The 16,619-nt window shown below is 64.7% G+C and carries 12 protein-coding genes; 9 read left to right on the top strand and 3 right to left on the bottom strand.

The genetic code is table 11. The annotated features are described in order from the left end of the window. The 6 genes from R2834_08650 (at window position 1) to R2834_08675 (ending at window position 8,473) form a co-directional block, all read left to right on the top strand. Entirely contained in the window at window positions 1–2,289 is a 2,289-nt protein-coding gene (locus tag R2834_08650) for an ATP-dependent helicase (protein ID MEZ4700385.1), read from the top strand. Beyond that, window positions 2,279–3,118 carry a PD-(D/E)XK nuclease family protein gene (locus R2834_08655; protein ID MEZ4700386.1) on the top strand — a complete coding sequence of 280 codons (840 nt, stop codon included), beginning with the start codon at window positions 2,279–2,281 and terminating at the stop codon, window positions 3,116–3,118. Before R2834_08650 ends, R2834_08655 begins: the two co-directional genes overlap by 11 nt. 26 nt (window positions 3,119–3,144) lie before the next feature. After that, entirely contained in the window at window positions 3,145–5,439 is a 2,295-nt protein-coding gene (gene recJ, locus R2834_08660) for a single-stranded-DNA-specific exonuclease RecJ (GenBank protein MEZ4700387.1), read from the top strand. A 118-nt stretch (window positions 5,440–5,557) separates the two neighbouring features. Further along, entirely contained in the window at window positions 5,558–5,980 is a 423-nt protein-coding gene (locus R2834_08665; GenBank protein ID MEZ4700388.1) for a S24 family peptidase, read from the top strand. Window positions 5,981–6,154: 174 nt separating this feature from the next. Continuing rightward, window positions 6,155–6,454, top strand: coding sequence for a tetratricopeptide repeat protein (locus R2834_08670; protein ID MEZ4700389.1), 300 nt, complete (start codon window positions 6,155–6,157; stop codon window positions 6,452–6,454). 81 nt (window positions 6,455–6,535) lie between these two features. Further along, complete coding sequence (locus R2834_08675; GenBank protein ID MEZ4700390.1) at window positions 6,536–8,473, top strand: GWxTD domain-containing protein; 1,938 nt, start codon at window positions 6,536–6,538, stop codon at window positions 8,471–8,473. 6 nt (window positions 8,474–8,479) lie between these two features. Here R2834_08675 and R2834_08680 read toward each other — a convergent pair whose 3' ends face one another. The 3 genes from R2834_08680 to R2834_08690 are packed head-to-tail and all read right to left on the bottom strand — an operon-like array spanning window position 8,480 to window position 11,862. Next, window positions 8,480–9,457, bottom strand: a complete 978-nt coding sequence (locus tag R2834_08680) for a transglutaminase family protein (protein MEZ4700391.1) — start codon at window positions 9,455–9,457, stop codon at window positions 8,480–8,482. Window position 9,458: 1 nt separating this feature from the next. After that, a complete protein-coding gene (locus R2834_08685) occupies window positions 9,459–10,421 on the bottom strand; it encodes an alpha-E domain-containing protein (protein MEZ4700392.1) in 963 nt (320 codons plus the stop codon). A gap of 10 nt (window positions 10,422–10,431) precedes the next feature. Further along, a complete protein-coding gene (locus R2834_08690) occupies window positions 10,432–11,862 on the bottom strand; it encodes a circularly permuted type 2 ATP-grasp protein (protein MEZ4700393.1) in 1,431 nt (476 codons plus the stop codon). Between the two features lie 229 nt (window positions 11,863–12,091). Here R2834_08690 and R2834_08695 point away from each other — a divergent pair, with 229 nt between their 5' ends. From R2834_08695 to rsmB, 3 genes are read left to right on the top strand one after another with little or no spacing between them, the layout of a single operon-like run. Beyond that, window positions 12,092–13,228 (top strand): Gfo/Idh/MocA family oxidoreductase, encoded by a 1,137-nt coding sequence (locus R2834_08695; GenBank protein MEZ4700394.1) that lies wholly within the window; start codon window positions 12,092–12,094, stop codon window positions 13,226–13,228. Window positions 13,229–13,269: 41 nt separating this feature from the next. Further along, window positions 13,270–15,144 (top strand): ABC transporter ATP-binding protein, encoded by a 1,875-nt coding sequence (locus tag R2834_08700; protein MEZ4700395.1) that lies wholly within the window; start codon window positions 13,270–13,272, stop codon window positions 15,142–15,144. A 35-nt stretch (window positions 15,145–15,179) separates the two neighbouring features. Beyond that, complete coding sequence (gene rsmB, locus R2834_08705; GenBank protein MEZ4700396.1) at window positions 15,180–16,508, top strand: 16S rRNA (cytosine(967)-C(5))-methyltransferase RsmB; 1,329 nt, start codon at window positions 15,180–15,182, stop codon at window positions 16,506–16,508. Window positions 16,509–16,619: the final 111 nt, after the last annotated feature.

Genomic DNA, 16,619 nt, shown 5'->3' on the forward strand with positions numbered 1-16,619 from the left:
ATGTTCAACCCCAGGCCGGCGCAACAGGCCATCCTCTCCTACACCCGGGGCACCATGGGGATTGCCGCGGTGCCCGGCAGCGGGAAGACGTGGACGCTTTCCCGCCTGGCCGCGTCCCTCATCCAGGAAGACCGGATCGAGGACGGCCAGGAGGTGCTGGTGGTCACGCTCGTCAATTCGGCCGTCGACAATTTCCGGAAACGCATCGCGAGCTTCCTGCAGGACGAGGGGATGATCCCGGGGATCGGGTACCACGTGTCGACCCTCCACAGCCTGGCCTACGACATCGTGCTCCAGGCGCCGACCACGCTGGGCCTGCCGGAGGATTTTTCGATCGTCGACGAACGCACGGTCGAGGCGATCCTGCGGGAGGCGTTTCATTCGACCTATCCCCGCTACATGAACACCCTCGCCGGCTACCTCGTCGCCGACATGCCGGGCAACAAACAGCGGGGCATCCTCGAGAAACAGCTGCCGGACGGCCTGGAGCAGGTGATGCGCAACGCAATATCGCACCTGAAAAACCGTCGTGTCACGGCCGCATCGCTGCGCGCGGCACTGGGCGAAGAGCACCCGGCACTCGTCGGGCTCGCCGCCGAGGTCTACGAGCGCTACCAGCAGGGTCTCGCCGCCCGCAGCGGTGTCGACTTCGACGATCTGATCACCTTCGCGCTCGATGTGCTGGATCATCCATCGAGCGCCCCGCTCGTCGAACGGCTGCGGTGGCAGTGGCCCTATATCCTCGAGGACGAGGCGCAAGACAGCAGCAACCTGCAGGAGCAGATCCTCCGCCGGCTCGTCGGCCGCGACGGCAACTGGGTGCGCGTCGGCGATCCCAACCAGGCGATCTACGAGACGTTCACGACGGCGAACCCGAAATACCTGCGCGATTTTCTGGAGGAGGCGGATGCCCGCAGGGCGCTGCCCAACTCGGGACGCTCGGGCCGGCCCATTCTGCGGCTGGCCAATGCGCTCATCCAGTGGACGATGGAGGAGGCGCCGGTCGTCGATGTGCGCGACGCGCTCGGCACGCCCCTCATCGAGCCCACGCCGGAAGGGGATCCGCAGCCGAATCCGCCGGACGACGCCTGCCGGATCACGTTTCATTACGACGGAGCGTCGGCCGAGCAGGAGCTGGATCTCATCCTGCGCTCGCTCAAGAAGTGGCTCCCCGAGCACCCGGACGAAACCGTGGTCGTGCTCGCCCCCACGCACCGCCAGGCGGCGGAAGTCATTCATGCCCTCGTCGTAGCCGGCCTGCCGTTTACCGATGCGCTGCTTCGACTTACGACCTCCACCCGGGAGGCCGCCGGCGCGCTGTGCCGCATCCTGCAGCACCTGGCGCATCCGGCCTCGGCGAAGATGCTCCCCATCGTGTACCGGGTCTGGTTCAGCCGGGTGCGTCGGGATGAGGAGAGCGACGAAACGGCGAACCGGCTCAAGGAGCATGAAGCCCTGATCTCCGAATGCGCCGATGTGGAAGCGTTCCTGTGGCCCCGCCCGGGGGCGGACTGGCTCGCGGCGCAGGCCGCCGGCTTCGGCGCCGACGCCGTCGCGTATTTCGAGGCCTTTCGCGAGCAGCTGCGCGCCTGGCATCGGCTGGCCCTGCTGCCGATCGGCGAACTGCTCACAGGCCTCGCGCAGGATCTGTTCGTCGAACCCGAAAAGCTGGCCATGACGCAGCTGTTTGGAGACGAGCTGACCCGGCGAGCGCAGCCTTATCTGTATAGAAAAGATGACCTTCCGGTCAGTCTAGTAAAAGCCAATCAAAACATGCTGAAAAAGCAACTGGATACGCTCGACGCGTTTCAGTACGCATTGCAGGAGATTGCGAAGGATCAGCGCCGGCTCCGGGCCATCGAGGCGGACAAGACCGGTTTCGACCCCGAGGCGTTCAGGGGCCAGGTGGCCGTGGCCACCATGCATGGTGCGAAAGGCCTGGAGTGGGACCGCGTGTATCTGATGTCCGTCAACGACTTCCACTTCCCCGCCGGACTCGACACCGACTCGTTCCAGTCCGAAAAATGGTTCGTACGCGAGCACCTCAACCTGGAGGCCGAGACGCTCGCGCAGCTGGACGCCGCCCTGGACGGGTCGTCCTATCGGGAAGGCGACGCGACGCGGCGCTCGCGCCTCGAGTATGCCCGCGAGCGGCTTCGGCTGCTATATGTCGGCATCACGCGGGCGCGGAAGGAGTTGATCGTGACGTCCAACAACGGGAAGGGGAAAAACAAGCCGGCCGTCGTATTCGAGGCCCTCAAAGCATGGGTAGCCGCGCATGGAGCATGAACGTCCGCTGATTTTCAGCGCCCACAACCTGCAGACGTTCGTCGACTGCGAGCGCCGGTTCGAGCTGCAGTACCTCGATCGGATGACGTGGCCCGCCATCCCCGCGCATCCGCCGCTGGCTTATGAACAGCTGATGGCCGACGGCCGTCGGTTTCATCGGATGGTCGAGCAGGACCTGCTGGGCGCCGCCGTCCTGGAGCCCACCGCCGCTGACACCCCGGAGGTGGCCGACTGGTGGGAGAACTACGGGATGTACGATCCCGCCGGCGAGGTCGAGGGCGAGCGCTTCATCGAGCGCATGCTGGTCGGCACCATCGGATCGGGTGGCCCGACGCTCGTGGCCCAGTACGACCTGATCGTGTGGAATGGCGAAGCCGCCGTCATCTTCGACTGGAAGACCTCGCGCCAGCCGCCTCAGCGTGCGCGCCTGCTCGAGCGGATGCAGACGCGCGTGTACCGCTATCTGCTCGCGTCGAGTGGCGCGGCGCTCACCGGCGGGACGCCGATCCCTCCCGAGGCTGTGCAGATGGTGTACTGGTTCGCCCGTTATCCCGAGGAGCCCGTCGTCGTCGGTTACGACAGCGATACGTTTCGTCAGGATGAGCGGTATCTGACGGAGCTGGTCGACCGCATCGCGGCCGGCCGGCAGGAAGGGCGCTTCCCGTTGACGGAAGACGAACGCCTGTGTCAGTACTGCACCTACCGGTCGTTTTGCGGCCGCGGTGCGGCAGCCGGACCCCTGCTCGGCGACGAAGCGGACGATGCGGTGGACCTCGCCCTGGATGCGCTCGGCGACCTGGATGAGATCGAGGCGATCGCCTTCAAATAAGCAACTTCCCCACGAATCGACGAGCCATGCGCACCTGGCGTCTGCTTCCGCAACATACCCCCATTCCGCCGGCGCTGCTGGACGCCGCGGGCGGAAGGGCGCGGCTGGCGCGCATCCTGATGCAACGCGGACTGGTGGATCCGGACAGGGTGCGCGCGTTTCTCGATCCGGGCGCCTACACGCCGGCTCCACCCGAGGCGATGCCCGGACTCGTCGCCGGCGTGGCACGGATCGAGGCCGCGATTCGCACGGGACAGCGCATCCTTGTCTGGGGCGATTTCGATGTGGACGGGCAGACGTCGACCGCCCTGTTTGTGTCCGCGCTGGAGGGGCTCGGGGCCCGCGTCGATTACCACATCCCCATACGCGCCCGCGAGTCGCACGGGGTGCGCCCCGACGTGCTGCAGACCTATCTGGACGACGGCATCGACCTGCTGGTGACGTGCGATACCGGCATCGCGGCGGCCGACGCCGTGGAGTTGGCGAATGCGGCCGGCGTGGATGTGGTGGTGACCGATCACCACGATCTGCCCGAAACATTGCCCGAGGCGATCGCGCTGGTCAACCCTAAGTTTCTGCCCCCCGAACATCCGCTGTCGACCCTGCCCGGGGTGGGCGTCGTGTACAAGGTGGTCGAGTCGCTGTATGCCCGGGCTGGCCGCGTGGGCGAGGTGGAGGCGTTTCTCGACCTCGTGGCGCTTGGTATCGTCGCCGACCTGGCGACCCTGACGGGCGATGCGCGTTACCTGCTGCAGCGAGGGCTGGAGGTGCTTCGGCGGACCGAACGTGTCGGGCTTCGCGCCATCATGGAGCGCGCCGGCATCCAGCCGGCGGTGCTGAACGAAGAAGATATCGGATTCGGGATCGGCCCGCGTCTCAACGCCGTGGGCCGTCTGGCGGATGCCAACGTGGCGGTCCCGCTGCTCACCACACGGGATGCCGGCCTCGCCAACGAGATTGCCGAAGAGCTCGACCGGCTGAACGAGCAACGCCGGCTGCTCACCGATCAGGTCTATGGCGCCGCGTGCGAACAGATCGAAAAAGACGCCACGCTCGCGCAGTTCGCCGCCCTCGTACTGGCTCATCCGTGGTGGCACCAGGGGGTGATCGGGATCGTGGCCAGCCGCCTGGTTGAAGACTACGGTAAGCCGGTCATCCTGCTCGCGAGCCCGGAGGGCGAGCCGGCCCGCGGCTCGGCGCGATCCGTCGACGGCTACAACGTGACCGAGGCCATCGCCACGCAGGCGCACCTCTTGCACGGATTCGGCGGCCACCCGATGGCGGCCGGCCTCGCGATCGATGCCGATCAGATCGACCGGTTTCGCGTCGGCGTGTCGACGGCGTTGTCCAGACAGCGCGACGGCGCGCCCCCGGATCCCGTGTTGGAGATCGCGCTCAAGGTCGATTTCAACGAACTCACGCCCGACTTTGCGGATGAGATCAACGCCGCCGCGCCGTTCGGACCGGGCAATCCGCCGGTCCACATCCTCTGTACGGGGCTGGACCCGGTTGGCGTTCGCGAGATCGGCAAGACGAAGCGGCATCGGAAGGTTACGCTCCGGGACCGGCGGGGCGCGGAAGGCGAGGTGCTCTGGTGGAACAGCACGACGGAGCCGGCGCCGACTGAGGCGATCGACCTGGTGCTGCGCGCCCGCGTCGGTTATTTTCGAGGAGAGCCGTCGCTGTCGTTGACGTGGCAAGAATACCGCGAGGCCGGCGGCGACGCGCATCGGCCGGCGGTGGAACGCATCGATATCGTCGATCACAGACAGCAAGCCGATCCCGCGGCCGCCTTGCAGGGGGTGCTGGACCGACATCCGGATGCGCTGGTCTGGGGCGAGGTCGGGCCGGCTTGCGACGCGATGAAAGGGCGCCATGAGGCGGAGCCGGCGGAGGTGCTGGTGATCTGGACCTGTCCGCCGCACCAGCGGGTCGTGGACGATCTGCTGGCCCGCGTGCAGCCGCGGACCGTCTATGCCTTTGCAGCGGATCCGGGGCTGGATACCGTGGCGGCTTTCCGCCGGCGGCTCGCCGGCGTCGTCAAATACGCACTGACCGAGCTGGGCGGGCGCACGGACATCGAGCGCCTGGCCGCCGCGATGGCGTCGACCGAACTGGCGGTGCGGGTGGGGTTGGAAACGCTGGGTGAACTCGGCGTTCAGGTCCGGTTCGCCGATCGGGACGTGTTGCTGGAGGCCGGCCGGCGGACGGCTCCGGCGGGGCTGGAGACGCTCTCCATGCTGCTCGAAGAGAGCGCGGCCTACCGCCGGCTTTTCGGGCGCGTGGCATCGCTCGATCCCTTGCTCGACCGGAGCGCCTGAGCGGCGCGCCGACGGCCTCAAAAAAATTTACGATCGGATCACACATACATCTTGCAAACACATGTGTGATATATGTATAATGGTGACAGCTCCCCGATAGCTCGTCCCATTAACCTATATGCTCCGATCGACTATGGCCATAGCAGTGCAGAACATCGCCCCACGCCGCCCCCAGGGACGCGCCACCAGCCATCCGGCCAGCCGGGAGTCCGGCAGCGTGCTCGAGCCGCCGATGTGTTTGAACGACCTGATCGCCAAACCCGCCTTTACCTTTCTGGTGCGGGTGCAGGGCCATTCGCTGGTTCAGGCCGGCATCATCGATGGCGATTTGCTGGTCGTCGACCGCTCGGTGCGGCATCGGAATAACGACTTTGTCGTCGCCGCCGTGCAGGGCGAACTCACGGTCAAGCGCATCGAATACCGCAACGGCAAGGTGCGGCTGGTGTCCGCAAATCCGGAGTACCCGCCGATCGACATTATCGAGGAGATGCGCTTCGAGGTGCTGGGCGTCGTCACGCATGTGGTGCATTTCATGCGCTAGGAGGGCAGGGCATTCTCGCGTGACGTCGGACCCGCGGTGAAACGGTCGCGTTTACAGGGATGGATCGCTCCGGTCGGATGGACCCGCCGACGGGATCGACTCCACTGCAAAGCTCCGCTGCGGAGCTCCCTTGCTAAGCTTCCCCGCAAAGCCCCTTCACCGCCGGACGCCACCATGCCCGCTACGAGCGCGACACGACGTATTCTGGTCATTCTCCTGCTGGCCGTGGCCGGCGCGGCGTGGAACATCGCGCCGGCCACGGCGCAGTCCCCCGCCGACTCCCTGCACTTCCTGGAGGGCAAGGCGGCCTTCGATGCCGGTCGCTTCGACGAGGCCATCGAACACCTGACGGCGTTTGTCGAACAAAGCCCGGGAGCGGCGAACGCGTATTATTACCTGGCGCGCGCGTATGCCGTGCAGGGCAACGAACCCGATGCCACGCGCTCCATCAACCGCGCCATCGATCGCGACTAGACCAACCTGCTCTACCGCGAATGGCAGCACCGCATCGGGTCGCGTGCGTTTCGGATCATCCAGAAGGCCCGTGAACGCGATATGCTGCGCGATATGCTGCGCATCGATCCGGACAATGCGTACGCCAACACGGCCATCGGGGCCGAGCGCACCCTCGTCTACCAGCATCACCGCAACCGGATACGCCTGCCGGAACTGACGCCCTTCGAGTCGCCGCTGGAAACCAACCGGGAAATCCAGCACCGGCTCGTGGTGGACGACAAGGACATCCCGGATGCGCCCGAGCCGCCGGCCACGCAAAACCCGTTCGACATCGAGGAGATGCGTCAGCGCGGGTATGTCGTACAGGACCTAGGGATCCGGGCGGACTCCGCCTTTGCGGAGGCGAACGAGCGGCTGCTTGGCGTCCTCGAGCGGGACCCGTCCTATCTCGAAGCCTATGCGCCACTCATGGCCCTGTTGTCCGGCGACGGCGACGCGCATGGCATGAAGTACTGGGCTTCCACCATGCGACAGGAATATCCGGACGACTACCACGCGTGGCTGTATCTCGGATACGCGACGCATCAGCTCGGGCAGACGGAAGAAGCCGAACAGGCCTTTCACGAGGCGCTCCGGCTCATGCCGGCGGACGAGCGCGCCGTGTTCGACGATGTGCATCGGGTCATGAACGACGCCGGCGAGGCGCTCGCCGCGGCGGATCCGGCCTTCAGCACCGAGCGGTTCTGGTCGCGCCGGGATCCGCGGTACCTCACTCCCTCGAATGAACGCGAAATCGAGCATTATGCCCGGCTCGTCTTTGCCGACATGCATTTCGGCGAGGAGAAGCTGTCGTTGCGCGGATGGGATTCCGACCGTGGCAAGGTCTACGTACGCTACGGACCGCCCACGGCCATGTACTACATGAGCAACCAGATTGCAGGCTGCAGCGGCCGGATGACGTCGGGCAATCTGAGCAGCATCAGCAATTTCCACATCTTCGAGTATCCAGACTACCGGTTTGTCTTCGGCAATGCCGGCAATTTCGGGGATGCCCAAAATGTCATCATCCCCCCCCTGAACGAGTTCACGCTCTATACGCCCTGCTCGGAAGCGTTCAATACGGTACGTTCGACCGCGGCGGATTTCGATTACGTCATCAAGACGCGCAATACCATCCGGGAAACGCCGGAGGCCTATGCCTACGAGCCGGCCGGCCGCAAGGTGTTCTTCCCGCATCTGGCCAGCGCCTTCAAGCGCGAAGGCGGCGGGTCCGACCTCTATGTGGCCTATGGCATCCCGCTTTCGGTGGGTCCGCGCCAGAGTGCCCTCAAGCTTGATGTCGAGGCCGGCGCCTTCCTGCTGGCCGGCGAGGAGGGACCGGTATCCGAAAAGCGGCTCCACATCGATGAGGTGCCCGGCGCGGAGGCGCATGTCTTCAACGACGCCACCATCTGGATCGGCGCCATGGGCCTCGATGCGCCGGCCGGCGAGCACACGCTCGCGGTGGAGTTTGAATCCAAAACGCAGGGCGCGCTGGGGTTTGAGCGCTCGGATATCACGATTCCCGATTTCACGTCGAGCGATTTCGGCGTCTCCGATATCCAGCTTGCGTACCTCGCGGAAGAGGCCGAGACGGAGCATATCGGCGCATCCTATTTCGAGCGACGGGGGTATCGCATTTATCCGGCGCCCTGGGGCGTATTCGGCGTCGAGCAGCCGTTATACATCTATTTCGAGATGTACAACCTGAAGGCGTCAGCGGAAGGCAGCACGCGGTATCAGGTCGAGGCGCTCTTGATCGCCCGGAAAGATGCCGGCCGGCTCAATCAGGTGTTTCGGCGCGCGTTTCGACGGGGCGGCGGCGGCGAGGGCGTGGCGGTGCGCTTCGAGGGCGTGGGCTCCACGGCGGACGACGGGCAATACTTCATCATGGATGCCAGTAACCAGCCGCCCGGTGTGTATGTGCTGGCCTTGCATGTGACGGATCTTGAGAGCGGCAAAACGATCGAGCGCGTGCGGACGGTGATGCTCGAGTAATCGCGTTTATTGCTGTTGCTGCTGCTGTTGGAGTCTTTCCGCCGGCGTCATTTCGACGCCGTTGAGATCGCCGGGCTGCACCACGAGCGCCAGCTGGGGCATCGCCGCCTCGCGCACGGGGAATCGGGCCCGCGCCACGGAAACGCCCACGTGCAGCGTGCTCCGGGCCGACCCCTTGTACACGCCCCGCGTCGGCGGCACATCGACATAGTCGCGCCCGATGGCCACCCGAATATGCCGGTCGTCGGCGAGGGTGTTGTTGGTGGGATCGAACCCGACCCAGTCGAGGCCGGGGATGTAGGCCTCCACCCACGCGTGCGAGCCGTCTTCAGCCGACCGGTTGTGCTCCTGGTCGGTGTTGGGGCGATGAAAGAGGTAGCCGCTGACGTAGCGGCAGGGAATGAACAGATGCCGGGCCAGGGAAATAAAGATATGGGCGAAATCCTGGCAGACCCCGCTCCGCATCTTTAACGCGTCGTCGATGGGCGAATGGGCGTGCGTGCTCTGGGGGCTGTAGTCGAACTGCTCGTAGATGAGTCCGTTGAGCCGGCGAAGCAGGGTGAGCGGATCGCTCGTCCGTGCGATGTCGTGCTCTGCGATGAAGGCGTGCAGCAGCTGCGTCGGACGGGCATATGCGCTGGGCAGCACCATCTCCAGATGCGCATCGCCGGCCATGATGGCTTCGATGGCCTCCCAGGCCTCCATCCCGACGGCCTCCGGCAGGTCGTCTTTCGGGCGCACTTCCACCAGCGCGCGTGAGGTCAGGGTCAGTTCATCGTGTACATCCGGAATATCGAAGTGGTGGATCGTGTTGCCCATGTAGTCCTGGTAGCTGTGCACCTGGGCATGGGGCGTGATGTCGAGGTCGAATGAATAACACTGCTGCTCGGACTCGGTTCGCGGGCACATGCGTACTTCCATGCGGCTTTCGCGAATGGGGGACTCGTACGAAAACCGGGTGATGTGGCGGATGACATACTGCATGCTAGTAGGCGAGGTTGTAGTTGAGCGGGTACGTGATGCAGGTTTCGAAGACACTGTCGTGGATCTGGAGGCAGCGGTGGTGGATTTCCTCCAGATAGCCCTGGACGTCGCCGGCGAGGATGTCACCGATCGGGTCGAATTGCAGGCTGGATGCCAGCTTGCCGGCCTGTCGGTACGCCTCACTCTGCTTCATCAGCGGGATCGATTCGGAGAGCGCTTCGAGGGCGCTGAGAATCATCCGGATGCCGAAATGGACGGAATGCGGGAAAGAGGGATGGAGCAGCAGAAAGCCCATGGCCCGATCGGGCTGGATGTTGGCCGTGTGGAGCCGGCAGTAGGCCTCGAACGCCGTGCAGGACTTTAACAGGCCGACCCACTCCATGTAGTCCTCGATTGCAAACGATCCGTCTTCCGGCACGGCAGGGTCGTCGAAATGGACGCCCAGCAAGCGCACGATGGATTGCACGCGCTCGATGTACCGCCCGAGCTGGATGAACAGCCACCCTTCGTCGTGGCTGAGGGTCGTGTCCGACATGCCCTGGAACAGGTGCGAGCCGTCCCGGACGGCCTGGAAGAAGGCATGCGCGTCGGTATCCCAGATGCCCAGCCGCTGGGCGTGCTGTACGTGCAGGAACATCCTGTTGATCTGCTCCCACATCTCCGTGCTGATCTGCTCGCGAATCTCCCGCGCATTCTGGCGGGCGGATACGATGCTGTTGACGATCGACCCGGGGACCCGCGCGTCAAACGTGAGCGAGGCGGCGACGAGGTAGGGCTCGAAGCCCGTGTCCGGCACCGCCGGCATATACAGGCTGCGGGCCACCCTGCGCCAGCGCTGCTGTACGACATCGTCCTTTTGATCGAGTAGGCCGTGCAGGTTGACGTTCAGCACGCGCGCCGTATGCTCGGCCCGTTCGAGGTACCGGCTCATCCAGTATAGACTATCCGCGACTCGTGAAAGCATGCGTTTTCTCTCAGTCGATGACCCAGGTGTCCTTGCTCCCGCCGCCCTGCGAAGAGTTCACCACCAGCGAACCTTCCTTCAGCGCCACCCGCGTGAGGCCGCCCGGCACGATGCGGACGCTGGAGCCGAACAGCACGTACGGACGGAGGTCGACGTGTCGCGGCACGACCCGCTCGCCTATGAAACAGGGGGCTGCCGAAAGCGCGAGGGTGGGCTGGGCGATGTACTTCCGCGGCGATTGCTGGATGGCGAGCCGAAACGTTTCTCGCTCTGAGGCCGTGCTGTGCGGCCCGATCAGCATCCCATAGCCGCCCGACTCGTCGACCGATTTGACGACGAGGTGCTGCAGGTTTTCCAGGACGAAGCTCCGATCGGAGGCGTTCTCCAGCAGGTACGTTTGCACATTGGCCAGAATCGGCTCCTGCTGGAGATAATACTCGATGATCGCCGGCACATAGGCATACATCGCCTTGTCGTCCGCCACGCCGGTGCCGATCGCGTTCGCGAGGATGACGTTGCCGGCGCGGTAGGCGTTGAACAACCCGGGTACGCCCAGCGTCGAGTCCGACCGGAACGGGATCGGGTCGAGGAAGTCGTCGTCGATGCGCCGGTAGATGACGTCGACGCGTTTCAGGCCGGCGGTCGTGCGGGTATAGACCACGTTGTTGTGCACGAGGAGGTCGCGTCCTTCGACCAGCTCAATGCCCATCTGCCTCGCAAGGAAAGCGTGCTCGAAGTAGGCGGAATTGAAGACCCCGGGGGTTAGCAACACGACCGTCTGCTCGCGGACTCCGGCGCCCAGTTCCTGCAGTGTGTTGAGCAGCGCGTTGGGGTAGTGGTCTACCGTCCGGATCTGATAGTGCTGGAAGAGCTTGGGGAAGACATTGCGCATCACCTGGCGGTTGTTGAGCATGTAGGACACACCGCTCGGCACCCGCAGGTTGTCCTCCAGGACCGCGAACGTGCCGTCGGGGAGCCGAACCAGGTCGATGCCGGCGATCGACACGTAGATGTCTTTTGGGATCCGGACGCCCCGCATCTCCCGGCGGTAGTGCTTGCAGCTGTACACGAGCTGTCGGGGAACGACGCCGTCGCGGAGGATATGCCCCTCGTGGTAGATATCCTTCAGAAAAAGGTTGAGGGCCGTAATGCGTTGCGAGAGACCGGCTTCCAGGTGCTCCCATTCCTGCCGGCTGAGGATGCGCGGCAGGATGTCGTACGGGAAGATCTTTTCGGTCCCCTCATCGTGACCGTAGACGGTGAAGGTAATGCCGCGCTGCAGGAAGGCCATGTCGGCCGCGTGCTGGCGCTGGATCAGCTCGTCGGCGGACAGCTCCTGGAGCCGGCGATGCAGTGTCTCGTAGTGCGGGCGCGGGACGAGGCCCTCCATGAACATCTCGTCATGCGCGCTGGTGAGGGCATAACTTGATAGTAGCGACATCCGGCTGGATCCTCAATCGGGCAAAAGGGGTGGGGTTTTGCATGATATGCATAAAACGGGTTCGATAACCTAAAAAAATAAAAGAAATTATGATATATGGGGCAATAAAATGATGTCGAGGCGGCGGGCATGTGTTTCCTTTCGCCGGCGCGATGCGTCGCGTGTGGCATGCTGGCGGGAATTTCCGTAGACTGTTCGCCATCATCTGGACACCCTTTCCCACACCCGTATGAAGCGCCTCGCGTCCGCCGGCCGGCTGCGCCGGCTGGCTCTATTCCTGGTTCTGCCCGCCCTCATGGCACTCTCCGGCAATCGCCCCGAATCCCCCGCGCCGCTGCGCATCGCCATCGTGGGGCTGGTCCACGGACATGTGAACGGCTTTTTGCGGGACGCCATGCAACGTTCCGATATCGAACTGGTCGGCGTGTACGACCCGGATCCGCGCCTGCTCGCCGAGCGCGGCGCCCGCTTCGATGTGCCGGAATCGATGCGTTATACGGACCTCGCTACCATGCTGGATGTCGTTCGGCCCGAAGCGATTACGATCTTCACCAACACGTTCGATCACCGGCGCGTCGTGGAGATGGCGGCGGCCCGAGGCATCCATGCCATGATGGAAAAGCCGCTCGCCGTGTCGATGGAGCACGCCCAGGCGATACGCGATGCCGCGTATGCCGCCGGCATCCATGTCCTCGTCAACTACGAGACGACCTGGTACGCGAGCAACCAGTTTGTGTACCGGCGCGTGATCGACGAAGGCGCGATGGGCGAGGTCCGCAAAATCGTCGTGCACGACGGGCACGAAGGGCCGCGAGAGATCGGGGTGGAGCGGGAATTTTTCGACTGGCTGACCGATCCCGAGCTGAACGGCGGCGGGGCGTTGACCGACTTCGGGTGCTACGGCGCCAACCTGATGACCTGGCTGCGCAAGGGCGAACGCCCGATTGCGGTCACCGCCGTCCTCCAACACCTCAAAACGGACGACCCGGGGTACGCGCGGGTCGACGACGAAGCCAATATCCTGGTCGAGTACCCGGATGCCACGGGCATCATCCAGGCGTCCTGGAACTGGCCATTCGGCCGGAAGGACATGGAGGTCTACGCCGAAACGGGCTACGCCATCGCGCTCGATGCCGACCGGCTTCGCGTCCGGCTGCCCGGCGAGGAAGAACAGCTCGCCCGGGGCGCCGGCCTGAAGGCCCCGTTCAACCACCCGCTGAGCTATCTGGCGGCCGTCGTGCGCGGCGAGATCCGCGTGGCGCCGCACGACCTCTCCTCGCTGGAGAATAACCTCACCGTCACGGAAATCCTCGATGCCGCGCGCGTCTCGGCGGCTACGGGCCGGCGTGTGCTGCTGACTCCTTAATCCTTGCCGCGCAACACGATACCGCGCAGACGTTCCCCCGCATGCTAAAAGCAGCCTCCGGCGCGCGAAAGGCTCCTCATGGACCCCGCAAAAACCCGAACGAGCGCTCCTACGAGGAGATGGGTCTCAAGGAGCGCTTCGCGGCGCTGACCTACGTCCCTCCGTTTTTCAGATTGCTCTGGCAGGCCGGCCCCCGGCTCATGCTGGGCAACATGGCCCTGCGCATCGTCCGCTCCGCCATTCCCCTGGCCACGCTGTACCTGGGGAAGCTGATTATCGACGAGACGATCCGCCTGGTAAACGCCGGCGGGGGCGACATGAGCCGCATTTGGTATTACCTGGGGCTCGAACTGGCGCTGGTCGTCGTGTCCGACCTGATCGGACGTGGCATCGCGTTGATGGACGGCTTGCTCGGGGACCTGTTTACGAACGATATCTCGGTGCGGCTGATGCGCCATGCCGCGCAGCTCGACCTCATCCACTTCGAGGAGTCGACCTTCTATGACAAGCTCGAACGCGCACGCCAGCAATCCTTTGGCCGGCATGTCCTGATGAGTCAGGTCTTCACGCAGCTCCAGAACATGTTGACCATCCTGTTTCTGGCCGCCGGCCTCGTAGCGATGGCGCCCTGGCTCATCCTGCTCCTGCTCGTCGCGCTGGTGCCGGCGTTTCTGGGCGAGGCGCACTTCAATGCGCGGAGCTACAGCCTCATCCGCGGGTGGACGGAGGAGCGACGCGAACTCGACTACCTGCGTTATGCCGGCGCAAGCAACGAGACCGCCAAGGAGGTCAAGATCTTCGGGCTGGCCGATTACCTGTCGACCCGGTTTCAGGACATCGCCGATGCCTACTACCGGGCCAATCGCGAGCTGTCGGTTCGCCGCGCCGGCTGGGGCGGCCTGCTTGCCGTGGTCGGTACCCTCGGATACTACGCGGCGTACGGCATCATCATCTGGCGCACGGTCGCCGGCCAGTTCACCGTGGGCGACCTCACGTTCCTCGCCGGGGCTTTTTCCCGGCTGCGCGGGTTGCTCGAAGGGTTGTTGCTCAATTTTGCCTCCATCGTCGAGCGCGCGCTGTATCTCAAGGATCTCTTTGAGTTTTTCGAGATCAAACCGCTGATCGTGGAAGCCGAAACGCCGCGCGCCGTGCCGGCGCCGATCGTGGAGGGATTCCGCTTCGAGAACGTCGGTTTCCGGTACCCGGGCACGGACGTATGGGCGGTCCGCGAGCTGGATTTTACGCTGCATGCCGGCGAAATCCTGGCGCTCGTCGGCGAAAACGGCGCGGGCAAGACGACGCTCGTCAAACTCCTCGCCCGGCTCTACGACCCGGACGAAGGCCGCATCCTGCTGGACGGTCACGACCTCCGCTCGTACGATATCGAAGCGCTCCGGCAACGCATCGGGGTGATCTTTCAGGACTTTGTGCGGTACGATTGGACCGCCGGCGAGAACATCGCCGTCGGCAGAATCGAGCAGCGCGACGAAAGTGAACGGGTGGCGCGCTCCGCCGAAATGGGGATGGCGCGACCCGTCATCGACAAGTTGCCGGGCGGGTACGCCCAGATGCTGGGGCGCCGGTTTTCGGAAGGCGTGGAGCTCTCCGGCGGCGAATGGCAGAAAATCGCCCTGGCTCGCGCCTATATGAGAGATGCCGACCTCGTCATCCTCGACGAACCCACGGCCGCGCTGGACGCCCGGGCGGAATACGAAGTCTTCCAACGGTTTGCGCAGCTTACCGAAGGCAAGATGGCGGTGTTGATCTCCCACCGATTCTCGACCGTTCGCATGGCGGACCGCATCCTGGTCCTGGATCGCGGCCGGCTGATCGAGGAAGGCACCCACGAGCAATTGCTCGCGCTGGGAGGACGTTATGCCGAACTGTTCGGGCTCCAGGCGGAAGGATACCGCTAGGCCGTCACGTAGTAGTTACCTCACCCTTGACCACGTTGAATCAACCATCCAGCCGCGCCAGCGCCGTCCGTCAACTGAACCGGATCGAGCTGGAGGGCGCCTCCATCTCGGATGTCGGCGAAGCCGGCATCGACGCGCGCGACCACCGTCAGGTGCGCGAGTACGTCGCGGGCGTAACCCGCTGGCGTCGCTGGCTGGATTTTGTGCTGGGACAATACTATAGGGGCGACCTCTCGGCGATGGAGCCCACGCTCCGGCAGGTCCTTCGCGTCGGCCTTTACGATTTGCTGTTCCTGCACACCCCCGAACACGCCGCGCTGAACGAGGCGGTGCAGCTGGCCAAAACCCTCGTCCGGCCCGGCGCCGGCGGCCTCGTGAACGCCGTGTTGCGCAACGCCCAGCGCAACCAGGATCGCCTGCCCGAACCCATCGAGGACGACCCGGCCGAAGCCCTCGGCATCCGCTATTCCCACCCGACCTGGATGGTGCGGCGGTGGCTCGATCGCTACGGGCGAAAAAGCACGATCGCGCTTCTCGAATGGAATAACACGCGCCCGGTTTATGCGCTGCGGGTGAACACGCTCAAGACGGATGTCGCGACGATGCTGGCCCGCTGCGAGGCGCTGGGCGTCCGGGTCGAGCCATCGCCTTATGTGCCCGAGGGCCTCCGCGTCGATGCGCTCCAGCCGCTCATCCGCGGCGGCGTGTTGAGCGAGGGGCTGTGCACGGTGCAGGACGAAAGCGCGATGCTCGTCGTTCATCTGCTGGATCCGCAACCCGGCGACCTCGTGGTGGATGTCTGCGCCGCGCCCGGGGGCAAGTCGTTTTTCGCGGCCTCGCTGATGCGCAACCAGGGCCGCATCGTCGCGGCGGACGTGCAGCCCGAACGGCTGAGCCGGCTCGAGACGGGGATGAAGCCGCTGGGGATCTCGATCGTCGAGACCCGCGCCATGGATGCGGCGCAGCCGGATGCCGATCTGCGGGCGACGGCGGATCGGGTGCTGCTCGACGCGCCCTGCACGGGGCTGGGCGTGCTGGCCAAACGGGCCGATCTGCGCTGGAAACGCACTGAGGAAGAGCTTTCCCGCGTCGTTTCGTATCAGGCGACACTCCTGGATGCGGCCGCCGAGATGGTCCGGCCAGGCGGCCTCCTCGTCTACAGCACCTGCACCATCGCGCCCGAGGAAAACGAGCAGCAGGTCGAGCGTTTTCTCAAACGCCACGACCAGTTTGTCCTGGAATCCGCCGGCGCGTTCGTCCCCGAAGCGCTCGTGAATCCCCTCGGTCACCTGGCGACGCTGCCCCAGAGACATGGCATCGACGGCGCCTTCGCCGCAAGGATGCGGCGAAGGATTAGCGAATAAGGATTAGCGAATAAGGATTGGCGATCAAGGATTGCTGAGGGATGACAAAGGGGCGACGAGCCGTACGGTCCTGATTCTCAATCACCATTCGCTAATCCTTGATCGCTAATC

Source organism: Rhodothermales bacterium (genome assembly GCA_041391505.1).
Lineage (GTDB): Bacteria > Bacteroidota > Rhodothermia > Rhodothermales > JAHQVL01 > JAWKNW01.